This is a genomic window from bacterium (Candidatus Blackallbacteria) CG13_big_fil_rev_8_21_14_2_50_49_14, from assembly GCA_002783405.1.
Classification (GTDB): Bacteria; Cyanobacteriota; Sericytochromatia; order UBA7694; family UBA7694.
In genome coordinates this window covers 1-25,962 of record PFGG01000024.1, presented here as the reverse complement: position 1 = coordinate 25,962, position 25,962 = coordinate 1, and the positions used below count along the sequence as shown (strand labels likewise).

Here is a 25,962-nt window from a genome sequence, read left to right as displayed (position 1 = left end):
CTTCATGACTCAGCGTCAGGTTTGTCCTGCTCAGTATCTCGCATGGCCTCATGCGCAGCATGCACATTCTGAATATCCACGGCATTGCCCCCTACCATCGCCATGCGAGGCTCAGCGTTACGGCGGAAACGCTTGCCAAACCAGGCCTGTAGACGGTGAAAACGTCCCATCATCGATTCGGTAATCATATACATCGCAGGCACCACCAAGAGGGTCAAAGCCGTTGAAAAGGTCAGTCCAGAAATAATACCCACCGCCATCGAAAACCAGAGTTTAGAAGACTCTCCCCCAATCGAGAGCGACAGGGTACGGAAATCAATCCCGACTCCCAAAGCCGTAGGAATCAAACCTAAAATCGTGGTACCTGCGGTCAGCAGAACCGGGCGCAAACGGGTAATACCCGCGACAATCACCGCTTCATGAGCAGAAAGTCCCCCTTTGCGCAAAAGCTGGATATAATCAATCAAAATAATCCCGTTATTGACCACAACCCCAGCCAGACTGACCACCGCCAAGCCTGTCAAAACAATACTGAAGGGGCTTTGTGTAATCACCAGGCCGTAGAGCACCCCGCCAACCGAGAGAATAATCGTGCTCATAATAATCAAGGGCAGTAAAAGTGAGTTAAATTGAGTCACCATGATCAAAAAGATCATCAAGAGCACCATCATAAAGGCTTTGCCCAAAAATGCGCCCGTGGCCTTGCGGTCTTCCTGTTCACCCCCAAAGCTAATGGCATAACCCGGCGGCAGCGACTTCTTTTTTAAAATCTTCTCAACATCGGCAATCACTTCGCCAGAAACCCGTCCCTGTACATTGGCCTCGACGGTCACCGTGCGGTTGGAATCCTTGCGGCGAATCGCGCCAATCCCCCCCGTGGTATCAATATTCGCGACCATCGAAATCGGAATCTGATCCCCATCCTTATTGGCAATTTTTAAACGTCCAATATCTTCAATCGAATGGCGTTGGTCTTCTTCCAAACGCACGATAATATCGTATTCTTCATCCAGCTCACGAAAATTCGATGCATCTGTACCATTCACGGCCGTACGTACCGTATTGGCAATACTGGAAGTGCTCAGTTTCACCAAAGAGGCCTTGGCTCGATCCACATTGACCTGCACTTCTGGCTTGCCCGTACTGAAATTATCACGCACATCCACAGCCCCAGGAATCCCGGTCAGAATCTCCCGAACCTCCTGACGCAGCTGTTCAAGCACAGCAAAATCAGGTCCTGAAATATCAATCGATACGGGTGCGCCCGTGGGAGGCCCCTGTTGCTGTTCTCCGACCTCAAAATCTGCGCCGGTCAATGTTTTCAGCTCATCACGAATTTCGTCCAAAACAACTTTTGAAGAGCGGGTACGTTTTTGTAAATCGACAAAATCAATTGAAACGCGACCCAAATGCGAATAGGAGCCTTCACCTCCGCCACCACCCGGCCCTTCAGACTGGTTGGCTGAGCCCACACTGGCAATCACGAAATCCATATTTTTTTTGTGTTTATTGACAATCGCTTCGACCTGTTCCACGATCCGATTGGTCACTTCAACACGGGTTCCTTCAGGGCATTTCACACTGACAAAGGCATTCGAGGGTTCAGCCTGGGAAAAGAAAATCGCACCCTTACCCAATTTTCCATAGACCACAAAGGAGCTGATTAAAAAGACCAACCCCACCCCAAGTGTCAGGTATTTATGGCGCACAGCCACCAACAAAATATTTTTATAAGTCTGCATCCAGGGCGAGAGCTGCTCAAGATTTTCTTTCACGTCTCCCTTGCGCACTTTCATAAAGCGCGCAGCAAAAACCGGATTGATCACCGTGGCCACAAAGAGAGAGGCAGAAAGGGTAATCATTAAAACCATCGGCAGATATTTCATAAAATCGCCAATCGTACCAGGCCAGAACAAAAGCGGGAAAAAGGCAGCAAGCGTTGTTAAGGTAGACGTCAGCATGGGAATACCCAATTCTTCAGCCGCCTGCTTGGCGGCGGCCAAACGATCCATCCCTTCCTGCATCAAACGGTAAATGCTTTCCACAATCACGATCGCATTGTCGACAATCATCCCCAGCGAAACCACCAGACTGAAAAGCACGATCATATTCATGGTCAGTCCCAGGGCTTCAATCACCACAAAGGTCATCAGCATCGAAAGGGGAATTGCCAAGCTGACAAAGGTCGCGTTTGAAAAACCCATTGCGAAAAAGAGCACGAGAATAACCAGCAGCAGACCTGTAATAATATTGTTTTCAAGGTCGCTGACGATCGAGCGTACAAAGGTGGATTGATCGGAGGTTATGACAATTTGAATGCCCTTGGGAACCTGGGTCTGTTTCTTTTCAACAATCTTTTTGACCGCATCGGACAGTTGGATAATATTTTCGCCAATCCGCTTCTGAACAGAGATCGAAACGCTTTCCTCTCCGTTCAAACGGGCATAGGTTTCACGATCCTTATAGCCATCTACAACCTTGGCAATATCGCGCATATAAATGGGTTGGCCTTTGGGGGTTTTGACCACGATATTTTCAATTTCAGGCACAGAGGTAAACTCACCGGGAATACGCACCAGATATTTCACATTGCCCAATTGAATTGAGCCCCCTGGGATATTGACATTCTCAGTCTGGATGGCAGTGATCACGTCATTAAAAGCCAGGCCATAGGCATCCAGGCGATTCGAATCAACAATCACCTTGATTTCACGCTTCAAGCCCCCCACCACGTTTACATCCAAAACACCTGTAACCTGCTCAATTTCATCTTCCAATTCATCGGCAATCTGTTTCAGTTTGACCAAACCAGCTTCTCCCGAAACATTGACGAACATAATCGGAAATTCTGAAATATTGATTTCAATGATCATCGGTTCTTCGGCATCTTTGGGCAAATCGGGCTTAGCCAAATCCACCTTGTCACGCACCTTCTGAAAAGCCTGATCGAGATCCACATTGGGTTCAAACTCAATGGTCGTCATCGATGCACCTTCAGCGGAGGTCGATTTAATCGAGCGCACATTGCTCAATTCCTTGAGCTTCTTTTCAATCGGAACCGTGACAAGCGTTTCAATATCCTGAGAGGCCACGCCGATATAGGGCACGGTGACGATCAAAATAGGGATTTTGACATCCGGAGCCGCCTCTTTGGGAACGCTCATATACGAGTTTAGCCCCAACATCACCGTAATAAAAATCAGGATAAAAACAGTAGTGGCGTTGCGTATCGCCCAATTGGTAATCTTCATGACTGAGAAGTAACCTTGACCTTCTCACCACCAATCAAACTGCGATGCCCGAAAATCACCAGCTTCTCACCTGCTTTCAAGCCTTTCAAGACCCGAACCTGCGTTCCGGATTTGGCACCGGTTTCAATTTCACGGCGTTGCGAAACGCCATTGACTTCCACAAAAACAATTCTGCCTTTTTCCTGTTCAATCACAGCATCCAAGGGAATGACCAAGGTATCTTCGACACGTTGTTTCACCACCGAAACACGGGCAATCATGCCGGGTCGCAAACGCAAATCAGGGTTTTGCAGACGCACCTTGACAGGAAAACTCTTATTGGCAGAATCTGCCGCAGCTCCGATAAAAATCACAGGACCTGTAAAGGTCTGATCGGGATAGGCATCAAAATGAATACTGACGAGATCGCCTAATTTCACAGCGGCGATATCGCGTTCGGGCACACCAATATTCACTTTTACCTGGCCAATCTGAACAAGATCCGCCATCGGCGCACCGGGGTTTAAATATTCTCCAGATTCAACATAAACCTTGTTCACAAAGCCACTGATCGGACTGGTAACCGCTGTTTTTGCTAAATTGACCTGGGCCAGCCTTAAATTGGCTGCAGCAACCGTCGATTGCAAGCGATTCAATTCTGCAGCAGATTTGCGGCTCAATTGCTGCATATCCAATTGCAGACGGGCATTTTGCAGCGCGTTTTCAGAATTGTCATAGGCTTGTTTTGAAACCACCTGATCCTGTAAAAGGTTTTTCTGACGCTGAAACTGCACGGCTGAATTGCCATAATTGGTTTCAGCCAAGGCCACTTGCTTGTTTTGAGAACGCAGTTGCCACAGTTCCTGGGCCTTGCTCAATTGAAGATTGGCCTGGGCCTGCTCTTTCTGAGCAGCCAAAACTTGCCCATTGATGCGGGCCACTACAGCCCCTTGTCCCACTACGTTTCCTTCAACCAAACCCAGCCATTGCAACTTACCAGCCACTTCACTGCTGACTGTGGCTTTTTTCCAGGCTTCTACCTCACCTGTCAAAATCAATTTTTCTTCAAAAGCACGGGTTTTGACCACCTGGGTGCCCACATTGATGACGCGGGTTTCGCTTTGCCCTACTTCGGCCCGGGCCTCACCTGAAGCGTCGGCATCAGGTTTTTTGCAGCTGCCCACGCTTAAAAGAATCAAGACCCAACAAGATAAAAGCAGTCGTTTTGAAAACATAGTGATCACCTTAGCGTAGATGTCTGGCTCTCAGAAACAAAAACCAGGGGATTTGAAGAGGTAAACGAAAGGGTTCGGTGCAGCACCGTATCAATCGCATCAAATTTAATATAATAATTTCCAGCCAGACCCGGTTGTTTCCAGGTAATTTGCGGTTGCAAACTTCCCCCTATCGCCGTAAAGGGCCCCGTCGGCGCCAGACTGTAAGACCAGGCATAAATAAAACCAGGACTGGGAGCCGTAAAACGGGTGGTAAGCGTCACAGCCCCCTGCGTGCCGATCGCGGCAGGTGCAGGAGAGGTTTGAAAAAAGGCAGGATTGTCGGTCACAAAGGCCAAACTGGTGGAAGACACAAAGCTCTGGCGCGTACCTGAGGCCGCATCCACCACATCTGTTTTGAGATAGAAACTGCCACTTTGAGGGGGATACCAAACAATGCTGCGGGCCTGCGGATCCTCAGACAAACTCTGGGCAGGCAGCCAAGGTCCCGCAGGGGTCACCCCATAAGACCAGGTATAGCGAAGATCGGCTCCCTTCAGAGGAGTATTGGCCGTCAGCGTAAGCGAATTGCCAAACCCAATCGAATGGTTGGGTTCGGTCTGAATGACATTGCTGCCTTCGGCCACAGTCACCAAAGCCGTCGCAGAGGTATAAGCCGATTTGGGTTGATTATTGCCACTCAATTCAGCCCGCAGATAAAAACTGCCAGCCAAGGCGGGCGACCAGCTGATTTCAGGGCCTTGACCCGCAATCGAGGTAAAAGGGCCCTGCGGTGTCGAAGCATAAAGCCAGGAAACCGAACGGTTGGTTGCTGGCCGTTTTAATTGAATCTGAACGGCCTGACCACGGATCAGGCTCGCGGGTTGTGGAGAGAGTGCAAAAGAATCATCTGAATCTCTCACACTGACTTGAACCTTTGAACTGGTAAAAGTTCTTTCCTGTTGTGACTGGGGGTCATACATGCGCACGCGCAAATAAAATTCACCCGTCTGTTCTGGGCTCCAGCGAACATTCTGGGTTTCGCCATTGATAGGGCTGAAAGGCCCCTGGGCACTGTTGCTATAGAACCAGCGGTAACTGGCCTGGGCAGGAAGTTCACCGGGGATACTTGCTTTCAGAAGTACTTCTTCTCCCCGGATCAAGGCCCCAGAGGCAGGTTCGGTCTGAATCGCGTCATCGGCCTCAGAAACCTGCACCATTGAATCTGAAGAGGTATAAGTGGCTGAAGTCCCGTCTGCGGAAAAAACTTGAAGCCTAAGATAATAGGCTCCCGACAGCTTGGGCTCCCAATCAATACGCTCGCCCTCATCGGAAATCGGTGAGAAAGGGCCCACAGGACTTTGACTATAAGACCAGCGATAGCGCTGCGCAGTAACAGCATCAGGCAAAGCAGCCTTTAATTGAATCAGCTGACCGAGACGAATGGCGCCAGAAGCAGGAATCGTTTCGGCTATCCTGCGGCTATCCAATACATTGACAAGGGCCACAGGACTGGTATAAATCGTACTGGTTTTCGACTGCTTTTCAACCGTTTCAACCCGCAGATAATAATTGCCCGGCTGGGAGGGCTCCCAGGTCAGGCTCGAATCCGAACCACTGAGAGCAACCCAAGGCCCTTGCGCACCGGCAGCATAAGACCAGTTAAAATAATAAGCACTGAGATCAGCTGTCTTTTCAATCGGGTTCAGGCTCAAGGCAACCCGGCTGCCCGGCAAAATGCCCTGGGCAGGAGAGACCTGAATGCCAGGATCACTCAAACGCAGCAGAGGGCCTGTTTCAATTTTTAAGAAATAGGTCTGACGATTTTCATCCGTTAAAATCACCTCAATGCGCCCAGAACTGTCGGGAATACGTCCGGCTGGCAAGGGAATCAAAAGCGAGCCATCGGCATTGCGGGTAACGGGATAAAGCGTATTGCTATTATCAAGCAGGGCTTTGATTTCTCTTGCCTGCTTCAGGCCCTCTGGCAAAGCAGAAGGATCCGCCAAAGCCAGAACCTGCCCAGAGGCTGAAGCCTGTAAGGTCGCACGCAAAGTTGTCTGTCGGGCCGCTGAAAATTGGGCAGTAAGTCCCAGCGGGGTATCACAGGCACTTAAGCCCAGTAAACAAATCAGAGAAACGGGAAGAAAGCGGGCTGCTACGTTCATTCAATGTCCTTTTTACGGAGTCAAGCTTTAGGTCTAAATATTTTACTATATAAAATTTTTACCACAAAAACATTTTAGACTGTAACCATTTTAGCAGGACTTCTATATAATGATGTTAGCGAATTACATAACTTCACCCTAACCGATGAAATAAGTAAACAGGTGTGATCCAGGAATGAAAAGGCTTAAGAAATTGTTTCACCTGGAAAATTGAATTGAAAAAAAGCAGATCTACGGAAGCGATGAATGACTGAAAAAGATATGGATTTGGGAGATGAACATCTGGTTCAGGTAATGGATGAAGGCATCATTGGCATGATGTATTTTATAAAAAACCAAATCATGGAAGAAAGCATTGACAATGAATTGGTCACTCCACCTCAATTTGGGCTCCTGCATTGCCTGCATATGAACGGCCAAACGACGATGTCTGCGCTCAGCCAGCAAATGCATCTGACCCATGGGGCCTCTACCGGTATGGTGGATCGTCTCGTCAAACTCAAACTGGTCGAACGCAAACGCTCAGAAGAAGACCGCCGCGTGGTATATGTCACGATCAGTGAGCGCGGATTGAATCTGATCGAGCGCATGCGTCAACGCCGACATGCCATACTGAAAAATATTATCAAAGGGTTAAAACCTGAGGAGCGTCGTTTGTTTCTTAAGGTTCACGCCCTGTTCAAGGAAAAATTAAAGCATGTGGAATAAACTCTCTCTCACGGTTTTAGCTCTGCTTTTGAGCCTGCCAGCTACAGCCGCAGAACTCCCCCCCAACCCGGCGGTCACAGAGACCAGCATGGAGCAAGGCGTAAGCATTGAAGGCCTGGTACAGGACGCTGCCAGTGGAAAACCACTTGAAAACGTCTATATCAAGCAGGAAGACTCATTGAATGCAGCATTCAGTCAGGCGGGTGGAAAATTCAGCCTGCGCCTGATGCGCGGTTTCCCTTCTGTGCTTGTTTTCAGCCGTGAAGGCTATGAGTCTGTGGCTCTGCCCTTTCAGAACAGCAGCCAAAACCTGCGCATCAATCTCCAACCCCTCAAAAATTATCAGCCCAGCCTGGCTCCCGCGCACAGCCAGCCCGAGGCCACCGATAATCTGCATATTTTTGGAGATCAGTTCACCCTCTTTTACCAAATGAATTATTCCATGCTGTTTGAACAGAATGTGGGTATTCAAGGGGCCGCCATGAATGAAATGGGATTGGATACTGATCTCCTGCTCTTCTACCCCCTGGCGATTCGGGGACGCTTCTACCGGGGCCGACTGCCTGTCAATGTGGCCAATTTCCCCTTTCAACCCGCCTTCTTCGTCAATACCCTGCAAGCTAAAATTGGCACAGGCTGGATTCAGGATCTCAATCCCAATCTGCAGATCTATCTGGGAGGCGATTTGCTTTTTCACAATCAATCCCCTGATAACCGCAGCAGTCAGGATCAGACCCCTGTTCCCTTTACGGGCAGTGTTCTTGATTTTGAGCAAAATCGGGTTTCCTTAGGCGCACGGGCCAGCCTGGCTTGGAAAATCAACGATCGCCTGACGCTTTTTCCCGATTTGAGCATTTACCCAGTGGGCCTCAATTTTGTGCGCAACCGCCCAGGCAGCAGTCCTGTTGATTTTCTGCTGGCAGGTGATTTGGGTCTGAAAGGCCGCTTTGAAATCATGCCTGGCATCTATGCCATAGCCAATTACAATACCCAACTCTGGTATGGCGCTGGCGCCAATTATCTGAACAATGTCCATTTCTTCCACCTCGGGGTTTCGGTGGATCCTTGGACCGTTGCGGCAAAACTCCAATGAAGCGCGCATCTCTTCTCGGTTTAATCGCAATGACCAGCCTGGGTTTAGGCACTGGCGCTGCATTCTCGGCAGAAACCCCCGCCCCAACCCCCAGTCTGGCTCCCGTCACGCCGCCGGTCAATCCTTCTCCTCAGTATTTTTTAACGCTGACTGAAGCCATTGACGTCGCCATCGGCGGCCATTATGACGTCTTGATGGCACAAGAGAAAATCAAAGACGCACACCTGCAAATTACCGAAACAAGCGCTCAAGGCCTGCCCCAACTCAGCTTAAGCGCAAGCTATGGCCGCCAGGACCCGATTCGTTTGGGTTCGGCTTCAGATACCAGTGGCAGCGGTGGCAGCGGCTTTGGCAGCAATCCCCAATTGGCAGCCTTCTTAGGTTTGGCAAGCGTGAATACCTTTCAAAGCCGCTTGACTTTGAGCCAGTTACTCTTTGCTGGTTTTCGTGTGGTCGATGGCGTACGTCTGGCCCAGATCAATGTCAACCTGATGGAAGAAAGCCTGCGCCTTGCCCGTCAAAACGTCGCCTATCAGGTCACCAACGCCTATTTCGGCGCACTCAGAAACTGGGAAGTTGTGCAGATTGACAAAGAATCCCTTGAACAGGCACGCGAACAGGTGCGCCTGGCCGAAGCCCGCGTCAAAGCGGGCACAGGGGTCAAGCTTGAAATTTTGCAGGCCCAAAGTCAGGTCATCCAGATTCAGCAACGCCTGAGCCAAGATCTGGGCAATTATCAAAAAGCAAAAATGAATCTCAATCTGGCCATGGGCCGCGAAGCCGACTTCCCGATGGAACTCAATCAACAGGCTTCGGTGGTAGATCTGGATAAGCAGGAAAGCGAAAGTCTGCAATTGGCACTGGGCAACCGCTCTGAAGTCAAACAGCTGGCCTTGCAAAAGGAAATGAGCGAACTCAACGCCACCATTCAGGGGCGCAGTATCTGGCCGACCGTTTCTGCCCAAGTGGTTTACAGCCTGCAGGACAACCAGGTAATTGGGGGCAATACCAACAACGTTCAGAATATGAACTATACCCTGAACATGAACTGGCCGATTTTTGACGGTCTGGCCGCCAATGCCAAAGCGCAACGCGCCCAGGAAAGTGCAACCCAAGCGCAAATCAATTTAGATCAATTGCGCCAAAGAGTACTGGTAGAAGTCAAACAGGCCTATTTAGATATTCAGGAAGCCCGCGAACGCATGTTGATGGCAAAAGCTGGCGTGCAGGTTGCCCAAGAAAACCTACGTGTCGCACAGGTCAGCTACCGTGAGGGAGTGGGCATCAGCATGGATGTCATCAATGCCCAAATCACGATGCTTCAGGCCAAGAATTCGCTGATCACAGCCCGCTTTGATTTGAATACACGCCTGGCAAAGCTTTATCAGTCCCTGGGCTTGGATATCCTGAACCGTCTGCGCTAAGGATGGGCAGAAATGTCCCTGAGTTTACAACGGTACAAAGAAAAACTGACTTCCATCTGATTGCGCGCGCAGCCCTCCAAAGACTCGCCCGCACTCAGCTGATGCGTGACCACCAGATTGGCGCCTTCCTGACGGGCACGTTTGCGCAAATTAAACCACAAACGCTCACTGTAAGCAGGGGCAACCCCTGAGGTCAGCTGGCCACACCCTGTTCCATCCGTCAGGGTCTGTTTGGCAATAAACTCACACTTTAAATCTGCGGGAATCGATTTGAGAATATAAATTTCACCCGAAGGTGGCAAATCTGTCTGTTGGGCCTGACGCTGCAAACAAGCGCTCAAGCTCAAACAAGAGAAAAAGCCAAGAAAAATACGAAAAAATAAAAAGGGCTTCATTTTGGCTCTTTATGAACGGTACTCAGCTCTGTTTCAGCCAAAGTCTGGTCTTCAGACCAAAGCGATTTGACTTCCTGAACAGCCTGACGAATATCTTGGACTGCGGTGATATCTTGTTCAATAAAACGCAGACCTTCTAAAAGCCAGACAGCCAATTCAGGTTGAGAGAGACGGTAAAAAACCCGGCGCCCATCACGGCGTTCAAGCACCAAACGGTGAGAGCGCATCAGAGCCAGGTGCTGCGAAACCCTGGCGTGACTGATCCCCAAAGCACCTTCTAAAAAATTGACATCCCGCTCTCCATGGCGCAGTTCTTCCACAATCCGAATGCGGTGCGCATGCGAAAGAACGCCTAAAAATTTAGAGAGTTCTTTGGTAACTAAAAGACGTGCTGGCATGGACGTATTTACTCTTAAACCCTTTTTTTCGTATAATCATGATCAGCAAGGTTTCAAATGGCTGTCGCAAGATAATCTTTATCTATCGGAAAAGCGATAAAACGACTTCAGAAGCCTTGGGTAGATTAAAATTAGTATATCTAAATCTTTGAATCTGTACCAGCCTCTTTTCAGCAATTCTTAGGGAGTTTGACCATGAGTCAGTTTTTTTCAGCGAGTATTTCAGCGGTTCAGGCGGCCTCTCAAGCCCTGAATACTTCTGCGCAGAATCTCGCCAATCTGAACACTCCTGAGTTCCAAGCCCGACGCACCGTTTTTCGCGAACAAGCCCCCACGGGCGTTCAAGCCGAAGAACAAAGCACGGGTGAAGCGACCGAAATAACAGAAGAAAGCACCACTCAATTGAATGTTAAACGCCTTTCAGAGGCTGCCATTCGCAGCTTAAAAACCGGCGATGAAATGCTCGGGGAAGTCATCAATCTTCGGGCCTGAAATTTTCCGAGGACTCCCACGTTAATTGAAGTTTCGGCGTATGTAACGCTTTCGATAAATTTTGCTTATAGCGCAAATACTTTTCCTGCTCCGACTGTGTGCTCAGAATGCCGGCCCAATCGCTAGGAAAAAGACAGGCGTAAGGAAAATGCTGCCAAGCAGTCGCAGACAAGCGTTTCAGCAGCGGGTGTTTTTTTTCCAACCAAACCGAAAGCAAAAGCTCATGGTGTAAATCGAGCCAGTCTTCAGACATAAATTCAGCATTCACATGATACAGACTGCTATGCCCCATCACAGCCATGCGAAAAGGTAAAATTTCAGCAATGGTTTTTAAAAACCGTTGCAAGCTGTTTTGCAGTTCAAGGTTTTCAGGCAGTTCAGGCTCGGTCTCTGCCAAGCCAATACTGAGCAGAACAGGACTTTCCCAACCCGGTGGATAGCCCAGACTGTCCTGTTCAAAACGAGTATACAAGGAAATTTCCGAGCCTGAAGCCAGACGCAATTGCCCCTGGGCCCCTCTGGGGATCGTTCCAAAAGTTGAAAAGGTCTGTTCTGGGCCATTCAAATCAGAATTTTGCCAAAGGGTCTTGTAAAGTTTTTCAAGATCTTCAGATGCTGGTGCATCGCCCAAATCCACCATCAGGCCGTATCCGCCCTTCATACTCATGAAGGGGCTCCTTCCAGAGCCCGTCTTAAATGACCAGCGGCCAAAGCCAGCCGCTGACGCGCAGTATCAGCGTCAAACTGCCCCAAATGCATCATCAAGGCCGTTTTCACTTCACCCTGGGCCTGTTCCAGCAAATCTGAGGCCTTTGTCTCATCCAAACCTGTCAGTTCCTGAATCATGCGTTGGGCACGCCGCTTCAGCTTGGCATTGCTGATGGTCACATCCACCATATAGTGGCCGTAGACTTTGCCCAATTGAATCATGCTAATGGTGGATATCATATTCAGGGCCAATTTGGTCACGGTTCCCGCTTTTAGACGGGTGGAGCCGGTAATAATTTCAGGGCCAACCGCCAAAATCAGCGTGTGTTCAATCGCCACATCCTCTGTGGGCAGAGACGTACACGAGAGCAAAGCGGTGTGCGCTCCCGCTGCGCGTGCGAAACGCAAACCCGCTCGAACATAGGGGGTACTGCCACTGGCTGCAATTCCAATCACAATATCTTGAGGCTGTAAAGCCAGCGCCAACAAATCTTCTTGCGCTCCCTCAAGGCTGTCTTCTGCGCCTTCCACAGCATTTTGCAGAGCTTTTTCACCTCCAGCAATCAATCCCACCACCAAACCCGGTGGCGTACGAAAAGTAGGCGGACATTCTGCGGCGTCCAAGACTCCCAAACGCCCACTGGTGCCTGCGCCCATATAGATCAGTCGTCCACCCGCACGCAAACAGGCGACCACCGTTTCAATCAATTGCTCCAAAGGCTTCAAAACCGGTTCAAATGCGGCAAGCACAGACTGATCCTCTGCACGCATTAGCGCAATAATTTCGGCAATACTCAGAGAATCAAGGGCCTGACTGCGGGGATTGGCCCGTTCAGTCAAAGGAAGAACTTCAGACATCACACCATATCCTTTACTGTTCTCGCTAAATCGTCTCGCTGCGTCTCTCTAGCGAAACTCTTAACTTTCAAGCCTTAAACTTGTTATAGTATATCTGGTTCAAGCTCTCACCGTCTTGTGATGGCTGCTTATAACTGGCGCCATCTGTCCGGAGCGACTGACTGAAACCACCGACTGATTCTGATCTGGATGGGGTGCATCTTTTGAATAAGGGCTTAAAAAACGCAGGTTTATATATTTTTCTGATTCTGGTAACACTGGTTTTTGCCAGTTCTTTTTATAAACAGAGTTACCGTGAAAAGAATATCAGCTATACAGAGTTTCTACAAAAAATTGACAAGGGTCAGGTAGAAGAAGTTCTGATCAAGGATCAGGTCGTCCTGGCACGCACGCGGGATGACAGTACCCGTTTGAAAATTTACACCCCCAAAAACGACCCCCAACTCGTCACCCGCATGGTCGATAAAGGGGTTCAAGTCCGCGTTGAACAACCTGCAGAAAGCAATTGGTGGTTGTCTTTCTTCTCTCCCATTCTGATTCCCCTGTTGATCATTGTCTTGCTGTGGATTTTCGTGATTCGCCAAGCCCAGAGTGGCAGCAGCCAGGCCCTTTCCTTTGGTAAGAGCAAGGCCAAAATGGTCATGGAAAACCGCCCCAAAGTCACTTTTGATGATGTCGCAGGTGCCGATGAGGCCAAACAGGAACTCGAAGAAATCGTCGACTTCCTCAAATCCCCCGACAAATACCAGGCCTTGGGTGCCAAAATCCCCAAAGGCGTTCTCTTGGTCGGCCCGCCTGGAACAGGAAAAACCTTGATTGCCAAAGCTGTGGCAGGCGAAGCCTCTGTCCCTTTTTTCAGCATCAGTGGTTCTGAGTTTGTAGAAATGTTTGTCGGGGTCGGTGCCTCACGGGTACGCGATCTGTTTGAGCAGGCCAAGAAACATGCTCCTTGCCTGATTTTTATCGATGAAATTGATGCCGTGGGCCGTCAACGTGGCGCCGGTCTGGGGGGGGGCCACGATGAACGTGAACAGACTCTCAACCAGTTGTTGATTGAAATGGACGGTTTCGAGGACAATCACAGCACGATCGTCATTGCAGCAACCAACCGCCCGGATATTCTGGACGCAGCCCTTCTGCGTCCCGGCCGTTTTGACCGCCAGGTGATTGTTGATCGGCCCGATGTCGAAGGCCGTGAAAAAATTCTTGAGGTTCACACCAAGAACAAACCCCTTGCCAAGAATGTGAAAGTCGAAGTATTGGCCCGTCGCACCCCAGGTTTTACCGGTGCAGATCTTTCCAATCTGGCCAATGAAGGCGCGCTGCTGGCAGCCCGTGAAAACCAAAAAGAAATTCAGATGAAGCATCTGGAAGAAGCCCTGGATCGCGTCATTGCCGGCCCAGAGAAAAAGACCAAACTGATCACTGAAAAAGAAAAAGAAATCACGGCCTATCATGAAATGGGACATACCCTGGTGGGACGTTTTCTGGAGCATTGCGACCCCATTCACAAGGTCACGATTATCCCCCGCGGCATGGCCCTGGGTCTGACCATGTCCTTGCCCGAAGATCGTGTTTCAGCCTCCAAGTCTTATCTCCACGATCAAATTGCCATGCTACTCGGTGGCCGAATTGCCGAAGAAATGATTTTTGGCACAGAAGAAATCACCACCGGGGCGCGCAACGATATTGAACGGGCCACTGAAATTGCCCGCAAAATGGTCGTTGAATACGGCATGAGCGAAAAAATTGGCCCCCGTACCGTAGGCAAGAAAAACGAACAGGTTTTCTTGGGCCGCGATTTTGGCGATATTCGCAATTACAGCGAAGAAGTTGCTGCCGATGTGGATCGCGAAATTCGCCGTCTGCTGGATGCAAACCATGATCGGGCCAAGGATCTGCTGGAGCACCACAAACATGCCCTGCACGAAATTTCCCGTCTTTTGATTGAGCGAGAAACCCTTGATAACGCACAATTGGATGAATTGCTGGAACAGGTAGAAGGCAAAGCGCCCCCCTCTAAACCTGAGCGCAAATACGCCTCCTGGCAGGCTAAAACCGTTAAGGTTTTAGAAGACGGTGAAACCCCGCCCACAGAACCTGTCAAACAGGAAAATACAGAATCTGCAGAAGCAACCCAAGTCAGTGCTGATGAGCAGACAGAGGTTTTGCCCAACGATTCCCAACCCAGCGAAGAAACTGAAAAGGTGTAAGTTCCATGGCAGTCCGTTGTAAAGAATGTAATTTTGTCGCAAAAAAAAATGACGGCTTTTGCCCTGAATGTGGTGCCATGTATGTGGAACCCCTGGATATTGTCGACGAAAGCGCTGCGGTCAATAATACCAACCGCGCCATGCCCAAGCCGGAAAAGAAAAAGGGCGGCGGCCTGTTTTCGTCTCTGTTTGGAGGCGGCAACAAAGAAGAAAGCGTGGCCCACAGCACGCCAATCGTTCAGAATAAACCGCTCAATAGCGCTCCCCCACCCGATGTTCCCCGAGATCAGCTCAAAATTCGTTGCCAAGAATGCCAACACATTGTTCCCCTGGATGGGCACGATGGTTTTTGCCCTGATTGTGGCGCCTTTTTCGTAGAACCCCATGAATATATTACCGAAGAAATTCTGGCGGCAGAAAAAGCAGCCCAACAGGCGGAGATAGAAACCTATCGCCCAGTTGAAAAAAGTTTTGAAGAAATGAACCCCTTTGAGCAACTTGAGTTCCTCAAAGAAAAGGTAGCCGATACCTGGGATCAACTGATCAAGGATCGCCATGTGCTCAATGAAAAAGCCAACGAGTGCATGCAATGCTTTACCGCCGCAGGCACGATCAAATCCGAGGATCAGTACGAGGTACTTGCCAGCACCATCAAACAGCGCTATCACAATTTGCATGATTTTGAGCTGGTGTATGCCGATTATAAGCGTCTGCTCGCAGACTTTTCTAAAGCGCATGAGGGGCTGCTTGAGGCCCGTGAATCCTATCTGAAACACGAAGCCAGCGTAAAACAGAGTCAATCCGCCTCTTAAGTGCCTTGACTGGCACAAAACTTACAGCTTGCTCCAGATACAGCCTGCCGGTATGATACCTTCATGTGCAGACAAAGGAATGAAAGATGAAAAGCCCTGTTCAGGTGGGGCTGGTTCAGTTCAGCGAAATTTTTCAGGGGCACCAATTTTTTCCCTATTCTGCAGGCCTGCTTCAGGCCTATGCACAAAAATATCTGACAGAACCAGAAAACTTTGAATTCTGTCCCCCTCTCTTTCTGCCCGAAGCTGTTGAAATATTGGCCACGCGCCTGAAAGATTTACAGATTGTCGGCTTTTCTGTTTATGTCTGGAATATCCGACGCTCTCTGGCCCTGGCTCAAATGCTCAAACTGCAGAATCCACAAGTCTTGATTCTGTTTGGCGGCCCGCAAATTCCTGATCAAGCTGAAACTTTTTTACGAGAAAACCCCTGGGTCGATCTCTGTTGCCACGGGCCCGGTGAAGCCGCATTTACCCAAATTTTAGAAAATTATTCAATCCAAAACTGGCAGAACATACCGGGTCTCAGTTATCTCGACGACCGGGGAAACTATATCTACCAGCCCCCCGCCCCCCGTCAGCGCTCTTTGGCAGATATTCCCTCACCCTATCACAGTGAAGTTTTTCTGCCCCTGCTCAGAGCCTATCCCCATTTACGCTGGATTGCCCCCTGGGAAACCAATCGGGGCTGCCCTTTTTCATGCAGCTTCTGTGACTGGGGTTCAGCCACTGCGAGCAAAATCAGTCAGTTTGATCAGGAAATGCTCTACCGTGACCTGGAATGGTTTGGCAATCACCAAATTGACATGATTTTCTGCTGTGATGCCAATTTTGGCATTCTCAAGCGGGATCTTGAAATCGCAGCCTATGCCGGCAGTGTTTTTCAACGCAAAGGCTATCCACATACCTTTCATCAGCAGACCGCTAAAAACGCACCCGAACGCACCTGGGAACTTCACCAAATCTTCGCAAAGGCGGGCATTTATACCGAAGTCACGCTTTCTTTGCAGTCGATGGACGCCCATACTCTCAAGCAAATCAAACGCGACAATATTTCACTGCAAACATTTCTCGAGCTACAAAAACGTTTTCAGGCCATGGGTGTGCCGACCTATACCGACATGATTTTGGGATTGCCCGGTGAGACCTATGCCTCGTTTACACGGGGGGTCGAAGCCGTCATTGCCAGCGGTCAACACAGTCGCATGCAATTTTACAATGCCCTGGTTCTGCCCAATGCCGAGATGGGCCAAGCCAGCTACCGGGCACACCATGGCATTGAAACCGCCATGATCACCCTGCATCCCGAACGCCTGCATGCGCACGATATTATTGAACAGGGTGAAATGGTGATTGCCACCGCCAGCCTGCCGCGAGCCGATTGGCTCAAAACCCGTGTCTTTGCCTGGTTCACAAAATTTCTCTATTATATTCACAAACCCCTGCAAATTCCGCTGTTGCTTCTGAACCAAATCGGAGAAATTCCTTTTCGGCAACTGATAGAACGCTTTATGGAAGCAGATCCCCACACATGGCCTTGCCTGGCATCGCTCACGCACTTTTTTATGGAAAAAGCCCAGGGCCTGCAGGCCGGCCAGACAGAAACCTGCTGGATGAGTCATCCAACACGTGTTGGGCTGGAAATACCTGTTCCACCGGAACAATACCTGCTGCTTACACTCTGTCAGGAAAATCAGCTCAACGCTTTTTACAGCGAAGTGGAAAGCCTTTTGCTTGAATTTTTACAGCCCCTTCAATCTTCTTTTTCAGAGCAGCTTTTGCGTCAAAGCATTGCCTTGAATGCCGCACTGTTTAAAACCAGTTATATGACCGCTTTGGGGGATCCTGTGCTGCCTTTTCACCAAGAAACTCTCGAAGTAAATCTCGACTTCAATTTGCCTGAAGTTTATCAGGCCTTGCTTTCAGGCTTGCCTTGGCAACTCAAAGCTCAGCCGCTGCGCTATTTTAAAAACTGGCAGGGCCCCCCCTATGAATTGCAAGTAGAAGCCCCCAGCAAGCAATGATGCCCTCACCTTTCAAAACTCTGATCGGCCCGCTCTACCACCCCCAATTATTGGGCGATTACCTCTTTGATCCCAATATTTATGTTTTTGTCATGAATGGCATCAAATGGTCGGATATGCCCCCAGGTTACGATATGGTTACGGATCAGTTTCCCTCCACCGGGCGGCTTCTCAATTATGACTATGCCCAGAGCAATATCCAGTCTCTCCTGGCCCAATTTCCCCCCCAAAGTCCACCCGAGCTTTTGATCTGGTGGGGCCTTTACGCACCCGTGCCGCTCGATATTGCAGAATGCCCCATTCCCACCCTGCTGGTGGTCTCTGACTGGCACGAAAACCTGAGCGTGGTTTTACGCTATGTCGAAGCCTTCGATCATATTCTCTGTGACCGGGCTCTGGTCAAAATCTTAAATCAAGCGGGGCATAGCCACTGCACGTATTGGCCCAGTTATGCACTTTACCCAGAGCGCACCTATTTGGAGTCTCCGCCACTTGAAAGAATGTATGATGTCACCTATCTGGGTAGCCTCAATTTTTCTCTGCATCCCATGCGTGAAGTCTATCTTCAGCGTCTGCTCAAACTCAGCAAGCGCTATAAAATTTTGATCGATACCCATCGCTATGGCGAAGATTTTCGTAAAATCCTCAATCAAAGCAAACTGATATTTAACTACAGTGTTCGCAGCGAAATGAACCTGAGAGCATTTGAGGCCTCAAGCTGTGGTGCCGTTGTTTTGATGGAAGAAAGCAATCTTGAAATCCGAGACTATCTGCCCCCCGATCAAGGCTGTATTCTCTACAACAGCGAAAATTTTGAAGCACAGATTGAAAGTTATTTAGAAAACCCACAAGCGCTCCAAAAAATTGCAGACTTTGCCTTAAGGGCTGTCAAAACCCAAACGGCGGCTCATCAGTTCGAAAAACTACTCAAACGCCTGCCTGAAATACTCAAGCTCCCGCGAAGAATTCGCCGCACTCAACAACAGGCCGTTAGCCAGCGTGCCCTGCTGAGAATACGTCAGACCTACCATCTGCTCCTGGATCGCGCCAGAGAAGTCGCCGTACGTGAAATCATGCAATGGCAAAGCGAGACCTCCTCTCCGGAAGCACTCAATGCCATGGCGGCCTGCCTGACCGATTATGAATTCAACCCTGAGCCCTCGGGCTATCGCTCTGAAATCAGCGCGGAACAAATTTTTGCCCGTTTGTTTCAAACACCGCATCACCCCCTGATCTTGACCAATGCTGCCTGGTATTGTTTTTTGAGAGGCGATTTTCAGAGGGCCTTGGCCTATAGCCAGGGAGCCGTCCAACTGCTGAATTTAGCTAAATTCAACCCCACACTGCTGCTCACCTGGCTAGATGCACTCTTGCCCTTTGGCCACAACAGCTTCTTTTTACACTGGCAAAGACTTTTGGCACAGATTTATCAAAAGCAACAGGCACCTGAGGCCTTGAAAAACCTTTTGCTTTGGAACCACAAGGTTTTACAGGCTCGCATCCTGAGCCAATCCAGCTTCGGTTTAAACCAAGCCGAGGTTTTATATGCTGAAGCTCTGGCGCTACTTCCTGAATTTGGCAGTGTAGGTTTTGAACTGGCCCGCATTCAACGCCTACAAAACCAACCGGAAAAAGCCTTGCAAAGCTATCAGACCTATCTTAGGCAACACTTTTTTCAGGCCCAGGCCCATCAGGAGTTTTTGGAGTTACTTGTGGAAACACAGCAATACGAAAAGGCCTGTGAATGGTTCAAAACCATGCAGCCCTTGTTTGATACGATTCCTCGTTTTGAATCCGAACAAAGCCAATTCAGGCGCTTGCGTCAATTGACCTACTATCTAGCGGACTCACCTCAGACAGAGCTTAATTAGGGCTCGCAGGGGATTCAGATTTTTTATCGGCTTTGACAGGCGCTTCTTTTTCAGAATCATCTTCAAAATCAATAAAGGGAAAACTATTGATTTTGCGGCCAATCATAATAAAACTCAAAATACTGAGATAGGGGTTTTTCATAATCTGCGACAATTGGCGGGTTAAAACAGGCAATTGCTGAATCTGATAGACCACTTCATCTACAAATTCAAACCCCACCTGATCCATCAGTTTGCGCAAAGATTCATTGGAAAAATAGCGCACATGGCTGTGGCGCAAAGCGCCATCATCCTGGTAGGCCCAGCCTTCTGTCAGCAGGTTGATAATCGTGGAGATATGGCCAACATTATAGGCCACAATATAAATCTGGCCTTCAGGCTGCATATATTTGCGCAATTCCAAAATCAAGCGTTCTGGGTCAATCGCCTGTTCAAGCGCATGGTAGACCAAAAGCAGGTCAAAATGCTTTTCAGGTAAATCCAAAGGCAATTTGGGTTGATCACGGCTGATATCACGCCAGTTGGGGTTCAGGCTCTCTACCAGAACAAACTCCCCCCCTTGCTCTTGAATCTGTGTTTGAATCAGCGCCAGAGGATCTCCCACACACAAAACCCGTTGATGCTCGGGTTTAATCAAACTCTTGAGCTTTTCAGCCATTTGTTGACGGTATTGATCGTACATGGGTTCACTTCCTGTTTTTCTTTACCAGCATGCTGATTTCCATAATATAAAGGCGTTCTTCGCTTACAGCAAGGGGCCAGAAGGTTTCAAAACGTTTCAACAAACCTTCCACGGAGTCCCGAAAACCCTGGATATTATTCATTATAGTATATTCTAAGTCCAGAATCTTCAAACCGGCCGATTGAATCAGCTCACGTGCTGTATTTTCAGAATAATAGCGCAAAAGCTTATAGGGATAACTGCTGCGCTCCAAGCTCCAATTCAAGGCAGAAAGAATAAAGGCAATATTTTGCGCATTTAACAGACTGATCAGCATCTGCCCATCGGGTTTAAGCGACTGACTGAGGCTCACCAAAGCGGCTTGTGGCTCGCGTAAACCCGCCAGTGAGCCACGCAGAATGATCAAATCCACAGGGCGCGGAGCGGGCCCCTTGAGCTGTCCGCCTTCAACCTTCAATTGCTGTAAATCACAGAAATCAGATGCCAAATAGGGTTTGAGCGAAAAACTCTCGTCTAAAATAACCTCTAAAACGTCCATGCCGGGATGCAAGTATTTTTTTTGTAAAGCCTTTGCAGACTGTAACTGCATTTGGTAGGCCTGATCCTGTTTCATGGGGGCTTTTTCCTGATCTGGAACCCCGCCATCATCGGCAGCCAAAACTTGAAAGCCCTTCATGATTGAGGCAAAACTCTCAGCATCCACCGTGCGGTTGACCAGCGGAACAGTGGGGGTAAACCGCTCAGGATCAAATTGCTGCCAGGGTAGACGCTCCAAATCTTCAGCTTTGAGTTTGTACTGCTGTTGGTATTGTTCCCAAAGGGGGGTGCCGGGCATCGGAGGCAGATAAAAGGCTTTCAATTTATCAAAACGACGTCTGTTTTCCCAGAGTGTCCAATAGGTATGGGCCATTTCACGACGGGTGGTTTCGGCCAGGGGATTGAGCAAGAAATTGCCAATCACACCCAGACGGTACTGCTCACAGACATCCAAAGTCCGGGTTAAGAGTTCCGCAGAACAAGCCGGCATCCAAGGCGCTTCGCGGGTCGAAAAACTGGGGAAAGTCAAAATGATTTTACGGGTATTGATCAATTGCAACCAACGACAAGTTTCTGGATTCAATTGTGACGGGTAGGCATTCACCATAAAGAAAACCGATTTGTGCAGGTTTTGCGCAAGAATTCCCTCACAAATCGCCTGAAAGCGTTCAGGCTGAGCCAGAAAAAGTTCATCGGCAATATAAACCGGAAAAATATAAGCCAGCATTTCCGCAGGCACGGGCCACTTGCTATAGAGCTGTCGATAATCTGCTGCAATCTGCGCAATCTCGGCCACTGTGCGCTCAGGAGAGAAAAAACGCACACGCCCTGAAGGCGGTTGGGTCAGCAAGCCCATCAAAGAGTGCGGGCCGCGAGAAACAGAAACCAAGGGGATCGAACGGCCTGGCAGGGAGTGCAATAAACTGTGCCGGGGCATGGGCAACTGATCAATCTGTTGAATACTTTTAGCTGGAGAACCTGAATAAATACGCCCCCGGCTCTGGTAAATCAAACCGGGTACTTTGCCATATTTCATGGGCCCGGCTTGCAAATCCTTGCTGAAGATGCCCAATAGCTGGTGCAGCGGGATTTCAGGTTCACCCAAAATACCAATATCGACATGGGCAGGCAAAGCTGTGGGCAAATGTGAAATATGTGGGCCCGCCAATAAAATTGGAATTTCTAAATTCTGTTTAATCACTTCAGCCACCGTTTCAACCTGTTCAAAGGACGGTGTACTGCTCCAAATCACCACCAGATCAGGGCGTTGCAACAATATACGCGGCAACGTAATTTCAACGCAGGTCTGTAAATCAGGAAAATGTTTTTCAAGGAAAGGCAAAAGGCCTGTCAGATAATAGGCCGACATGAAATCAATGCCTGTACCTTGGAAACCTTTGCCATCAAAGCTGGAAGGATGAAAAAGAGGAAAAAAGGCAAGTTTCATGCGTTAAATACCCTGCGCTTAATATACCACAGAGTTATCGGCCCTGGGGAAGAGCCAGTTCCGTCATTCGCGCTTCAGGACGCTGAGAAGAAACTGCCTGTGGATGACGAGCTTTCAAGACAAGACTGAAACAATCCCAGGTTTGAGCGGCCTTCGAGTTCGCAAGTACGGGGGCCAGTAATTCGTTGAGCTGTCGAGCCGCATCTTGAAGCTTCGGATCTGGAAATTTGAAATACTCCTGTTGAACCAGTGACAGGTCTGCGGCCTCGAATAAATCTGAAAGATTTTGAGCTGCAAAAAAGCGCAGGGCAGCAGGATGATGAACTGCAAAAAGTTGAGGTTCCCAACGCCCTTTGAGTAAATCCACCAAAAGCGAAAGATGGCCTGCATGGTAACACAGGCAAACCAACTCACCGTCCTGTGCGAGCAGGGGTTTGAGCGCTTCAAGAGCTTTAAGCGGATCCCGCAGTTTTTCAAGGGCATGTACCAATACGATCAGAGAAAAGTTTTTTTTCTGCAAAGTCTCAAGTTTCAATTCTCCTTTAAGGGGTGAGAGATAGCTGATGGCTGTCTCAGGCAGCGCTTCATGCAAAGGAGAGCGCTCAATGCCTATTTCCAAAATCGACTCAACACCCTGATAATCCTGAGCCAGTGCTTCAAACACCTGTTCAAGATAGCGCTGACGTACGCGAAACTGGGCAAACTGTTCCCGGCTGAGATCACCACGGGCCTGGAATTGCCTGAATTGCTCATAAATAGGAACAAATTCTTCCCGCGTCACCTGGGAATTCATATAAACTGAATCTTCATAACGAAACCCCAGATCCAATACATTCCAGCGCTCAAACGCAGGTGTAATCAGCCCCATGGTTTCAGCTTTCTGCCAGAATTCAGTACCCGGATAGGGCGTTGCCAGTCCCACAGAAGGATGCCAAATCCGATGCTTGTTTTTTTCAATAAACCACCAGGTCTTGGCCATGTCTTCAAGGCTTTCATCGGGGCCACCCGCCATAAAGTTCCCAACCACGGCCAAACCGTATTTTTCACACAGTTCCAAGGCTTTTAAGTTTTCACGGGCCGAGGTCTTGCCTTTGATAGAAGTCAAAACATGGTCACTGGCAGATTCAAACCCAAACCCCACCACCTGACCACTCATGGCCTGCACCAATTGCGCAATTTCTTCATCAAAAACACTGGCACGGGCATTGAGCACAAAACCCACCTGACGGTGAATTCCACGGGCACGAATAGCTTCCACCATTTGTTTCAGACGCTTTTTATTCAAGGGAAACAAATCGTCATTGATCGCGATCAGCGCCTGATTGGGAAAATGCCTGCGGATATACTCAATCTCTTCAATCACACGATCGACTGAATGATAGCGTGTTTTTTGCCAAAAACGGGTAGAGGCACAAAAGGTGCATTTATAAGGGCAGCCACGGGCCGTAAAGATCGCCTGTTGCCAATTGGAATTGGTTTCATGCAAAAGAAAGCGATCAGGGGCAGGGATTTTATCCAGATCCGCAATCCAGGCACGGGCAGGGCTCATGACCCGTTGCCCCTGATTCCAGAACACCAGCCCGTTGACCTTGGCCAGATTTTCAGGAGTGGCTTCTTTGCGCAAATAGAGATCCATAACTTCCGTCAGGGTTTCTTCACCCTCCCCCAAAATGCCAATATCCACAGCCTCTGGTAAACTTTCAGGCAAAGCAGAAATATGCTCCCCGCCCAAAATAATCGGGATTTCAGGAGCTACCCGTTTAAAATAACGGGCGTGGCGAATAACATCTTCAAAGGTTTCGGTAAAGGAAGAAATTCCAATAATCTGTGGATTTTGAGCCAAAAGCGCGTCTGGATTATCAATCGTCAACACAATATCGCTAAAGTTGAGATATTCACGCAGATAGGCAGAAAGATAGCCAAAGGCAAGCGGAGCAATGACTTTGCTTTGATCAAAATCTTTGCCACGCAGATACATCATTCCAAGACGAATAGCAGGAGGCCTCCCTGTTCACAGATCATACCTTATGCCTTATCCCAAAAAAGAGCAGGCAGGTAGCGCCTTTAAACAGAGTCTTTACACAAAATTAATCTTATAAGGAAAAATAACTTTGCCAAAGAAAACGGGTGTCTACCATTTTGCATTCCACAAGGTTATGGGCCCCGTAGGTTTTTAAGCCACAAAGTTGAATTTCAACCACACGGGGACATTTAGACGGCGTCTCAGGCACCGCAGGACAGCTGAGCGCACTTGTAATTTTATTGCCATTGCTATTGTAATAGGAAAAACGCTCATAGGCAGAGGTTCCTGCTTTGCCATGCAAACCTGTATTGATATCGGAAAGCCCTCTGTACCTCACTTGTTTATTGAGAGGCACCTGAGCACTTCCGGTTCCAGGAAAACGACTCATGACCAGATTTTTGACAGGTGGAATTTTGGTATTGTCGGTGATTTTTTCAAAAACAACAACATCAAAATCCATTTCATTGCCCCCCGTGCCATAGGGGTTGAGAGATTTAGGTGTTGCGTCAGGATTGTAAATGGGTTGTGCAATCACCAAAACATCAGCTCCGCTGTTATAGGTTTGGCCACCACAGCGTGAGGAACTGCAAGAGGCGATCACGCCACTGCCATTACGCAATTCTTTTTCCAAACCGCGCAGGGTATTGCGCAGCTCTTCTCGAACTTGCATACTTAAATTTTGTTGATTCATTTTGGTGGTAAAAGAGAACATCAACTTGGTAATTGCAACAATCACAATGCTCATCAAACCCATCACCACCATCAGTTCAACCAAAGTCAAACCTTTTTGAAATCGCTGCTGGGATTTCGTTTTGAATTTTCTCAAAAAAACCATGCTTAAATTGTTTCCTATCAGCTAAGGATATGAAGAAAAGTCTTTGCTTAAAACGCGTGTAAACGTGCGTGTGCGCACCTTGGTACTGGCAGGATTTTTCCAACTGACTTCCGTTGAAACTTCAATTTGAGTTAAAGAGGGAACCGTAATGTATTGAGTAGGGTTGGTAAAAGGAATTTCCTGCTCAGCCGGCATCGGTTTTGCAAAGAGCTTGATTTCTACCCAAGGTAATTTTTTCGCCTGGGCGTCAATATTGCTCAGGCCCTGGGTACCGAAAAGCCCAGAAACAGTAGTATTACTGTTCGGGTTCAACGGATTTACATTGGGGTTTGCATTTGAATACAGCGTCAGAGCAAGGGGTGCTGCGGTATAAGCAGCACGATTTAAGCCCACGATATCATCCAACACTTGAAAATTAGTAGAACTTCTTGCGACCTGGGTGCTGACCATCTCGCCCAAATCTTCTGCAATTTCAGCCTTGGTTTGACGGCTCATCGAGGTCATCGCTGAAATTACAAACAGCTGAATCCCTGCGGTAACCATGATAAAAATAACCAAAGCCATTAAAAGTTCTAATATGGTAAAACCTTTTTGACTTTGTCTAAAAATTCGCATGCGAATAGACATGAGTATACCCTATATCCAAGATTAGATTTGAAAACTGTTCAGAAACTTCTCATTACTGGCGTTCTTGAACAAAAAAAATTACACCTTTATGGTCTAACTATAATTGAAATAAAGCAAATCTGTCAAGCAATCAAAACCAAAGCCAGTGCTTCAGAATGAAAGACTGAATTTTTGAGTTCAGTTGAGAAAAGCAAGAACAGAGG

Annotated in this window: 20 protein-coding genes; 8 read left to right on the top strand and 12 right to left on the bottom strand. The window is 48.6% G+C overall.

Translation table 11 applies throughout. The annotated features are described in order from the left end of the window. Positions 1–2: 2 nt before the first annotated feature. From COW20_05475 to COW20_05465, 3 genes are read right to left on the bottom strand one after another with little or no spacing between them, the layout of a single operon-like run. Positions 3–3,251 carry an AcrB/AcrD/AcrF family protein gene (locus COW20_05475; protein PIW49565.1) on the bottom strand — a complete coding sequence of 1,083 codons (3,249 nt, stop codon included), beginning with the start codon at positions 3,249–3,251 and terminating at the stop codon, positions 3–5. Then, complete coding sequence (locus COW20_05470) at positions 3,248–4,465, bottom strand: hypothetical protein (GenBank protein PIW49564.1); 1,218 nt, start codon at positions 4,463–4,465, stop codon at positions 3,248–3,250. Before COW20_05470 ends, COW20_05475 begins: the two co-directional genes overlap by 4 nt. A 5-nt stretch (positions 4,466–4,470) precedes the next feature. Continuing rightward, a complete protein-coding gene (locus COW20_05465) occupies positions 4,471–6,612 on the bottom strand; it encodes a hypothetical protein (GenBank protein PIW49563.1) in 2,142 nt (713 codons plus the stop codon). A 246-nt stretch (positions 6,613–6,858) separates the two neighbouring features. On the opposite strand from COW20_05465, the gene COW20_05460 reads away from it, so the two are divergent. Genes COW20_05460 through COW20_05450 form a run of 3 tightly spaced genes read left to right on the top strand, consistent with a single transcriptional unit; the run spans position 6,859 to position 9,837 of the window. Then, on the top strand, positions 6,859–7,320 hold the full coding sequence (locus tag COW20_05460) for a hypothetical protein (GenBank protein ID PIW49562.1): 462 nt from the start codon (positions 6,859–6,861) through the stop codon (positions 7,318–7,320). Further along, a complete protein-coding gene (locus tag COW20_05455; GenBank protein PIW49561.1) occupies positions 7,310–8,413 on the top strand; it encodes a hypothetical protein in 1,104 nt (367 codons plus the stop codon). The genes COW20_05460 and COW20_05455 overlap by 11 nt, the downstream gene beginning before the upstream one ends. Continuing rightward, positions 8,410–9,837 (top strand): hypothetical protein, encoded by a 1,428-nt coding sequence (locus tag COW20_05450; protein PIW49560.1) that lies wholly within the window; start codon positions 8,410–8,412, stop codon positions 9,835–9,837. The genes COW20_05455 and COW20_05450 overlap by 4 nt, the downstream gene beginning before the upstream one ends. On the opposite strand, the gene COW20_05445 is transcribed toward COW20_05450, so the two are convergent. Both COW20_05445 and COW20_05440 read right to left on the bottom strand, forming a co-directional pair. After that, positions 9,834–10,232 (bottom strand): hypothetical protein, encoded by a 399-nt coding sequence (locus COW20_05445; protein ID PIW49559.1) that lies wholly within the window; start codon positions 10,230–10,232, stop codon positions 9,834–9,836. The two genes, COW20_05450 and COW20_05445, sit on opposite strands and share 4 nt — an antisense overlap. Further along, entirely contained in the window at positions 10,229–10,630 is a 402-nt protein-coding gene (locus COW20_05440; protein PIW49558.1) for an ArsR family transcriptional regulator, read from the bottom strand. Before COW20_05440 ends, COW20_05445 begins: the two co-directional genes overlap by 4 nt. Positions 10,631–10,825: 195 nt before the next feature. Between COW20_05440 and COW20_05435 the strand changes: the two genes are divergently transcribed. Continuing rightward, complete coding sequence (locus tag COW20_05435) at positions 10,826–11,122, top strand: hypothetical protein (GenBank protein PIW49557.1); 297 nt, start codon at positions 10,826–10,828, stop codon at positions 11,120–11,122. Here the strand turns inward: COW20_05435 and COW20_05430 are convergent. After that, positions 11,106–11,789 (bottom strand): hypothetical protein, encoded by a 684-nt coding sequence (locus COW20_05430; protein PIW49556.1) that lies wholly within the window; start codon positions 11,787–11,789, stop codon positions 11,106–11,108. The genes COW20_05435 and COW20_05430 overlap by 17 nt on opposite strands. Next, the gene (murQ, locus tag COW20_05425) at positions 11,786–12,688 is read right to left on the bottom strand and encodes an N-acetylmuramic acid 6-phosphate etherase (GenBank protein PIW49555.1); all 903 of its coding nucleotides are present in this window, start codon (positions 12,686–12,688) and stop codon (positions 11,786–11,788) included. The genes COW20_05430 and murQ overlap by 4 nt, the downstream gene beginning before the upstream one ends. 203 nt (positions 12,689–12,891) lie before the next feature. On the opposite strand from murQ, the gene COW20_05420 reads away from it, so the two are divergent. The 4 genes from COW20_05420 (at position 12,892) to COW20_05405 (ending at position 19,608) form a co-directional block, all read left to right on the top strand. After that, entirely contained in the window at positions 12,892–14,901 is a 2,010-nt protein-coding gene (locus COW20_05420; GenBank protein ID PIW49572.1) for a cell division protein FtsH, read from the top strand. Positions 14,902–14,906: 5 nt separating this feature from the next. Next, entirely contained in the window at positions 14,907–15,713 is an 807-nt protein-coding gene (locus COW20_05415; protein PIW49554.1) for a hypothetical protein, read from the top strand. Positions 15,714–15,799: 86 nt separating this feature from the next. Continuing rightward, complete coding sequence (locus tag COW20_05410) at positions 15,800–17,737, top strand: hypothetical protein (protein PIW49553.1); 1,938 nt, start codon at positions 15,800–15,802, stop codon at positions 17,735–17,737. Further along, positions 17,734–19,608, top strand: coding sequence for a hypothetical protein (locus COW20_05405; GenBank protein PIW49552.1), 1,875 nt, complete (start codon positions 17,734–17,736; stop codon positions 19,606–19,608). The genes COW20_05410 and COW20_05405 overlap by 4 nt, the downstream gene beginning before the upstream one ends. Here the strand turns inward: COW20_05405 and COW20_05400 are convergent. The 5 genes from COW20_05400 to COW20_05380 form a co-directional block, all read right to left on the bottom strand. Beyond that, on the bottom strand, positions 19,601–20,290 hold the full coding sequence (locus COW20_05400; protein ID PIW49551.1) for a hypothetical protein: 690 nt from the start codon (positions 20,288–20,290) through the stop codon (positions 19,601–19,603). The two genes, COW20_05405 and COW20_05400, sit on opposite strands and share 8 nt — an antisense overlap. A 4-nt stretch (positions 20,291–20,294) precedes the next feature. Further along, on the bottom strand, positions 20,295–22,274 hold the full coding sequence (locus COW20_05395; GenBank protein PIW49550.1) for a hypothetical protein: 1,980 nt from the start codon (positions 22,272–22,274) through the stop codon (positions 20,295–20,297). Between the two features lie 34 nt (positions 22,275–22,308). Then, positions 22,309–24,255: a hypothetical protein gene (locus COW20_05390; GenBank protein PIW49549.1), complete on the bottom strand. Its 1,947-nt coding sequence runs from the start codon at positions 24,253–24,255 to the stop codon at positions 22,309–22,311. A 112-nt stretch (positions 24,256–24,367) separates the two neighbouring features. Continuing rightward, on the bottom strand, positions 24,368–25,132 hold the full coding sequence (locus COW20_05385) for a hypothetical protein (protein ID PIW49548.1): 765 nt from the start codon (positions 25,130–25,132) through the stop codon (positions 24,368–24,370). A 21-nt stretch (positions 25,133–25,153) separates the two neighbouring features. After that, positions 25,154–25,759, bottom strand: coding sequence for a hypothetical protein (locus COW20_05380; GenBank protein PIW49547.1), 606 nt, complete (start codon positions 25,757–25,759; stop codon positions 25,154–25,156). Positions 25,760–25,962: the final 203 nt, after the last annotated feature.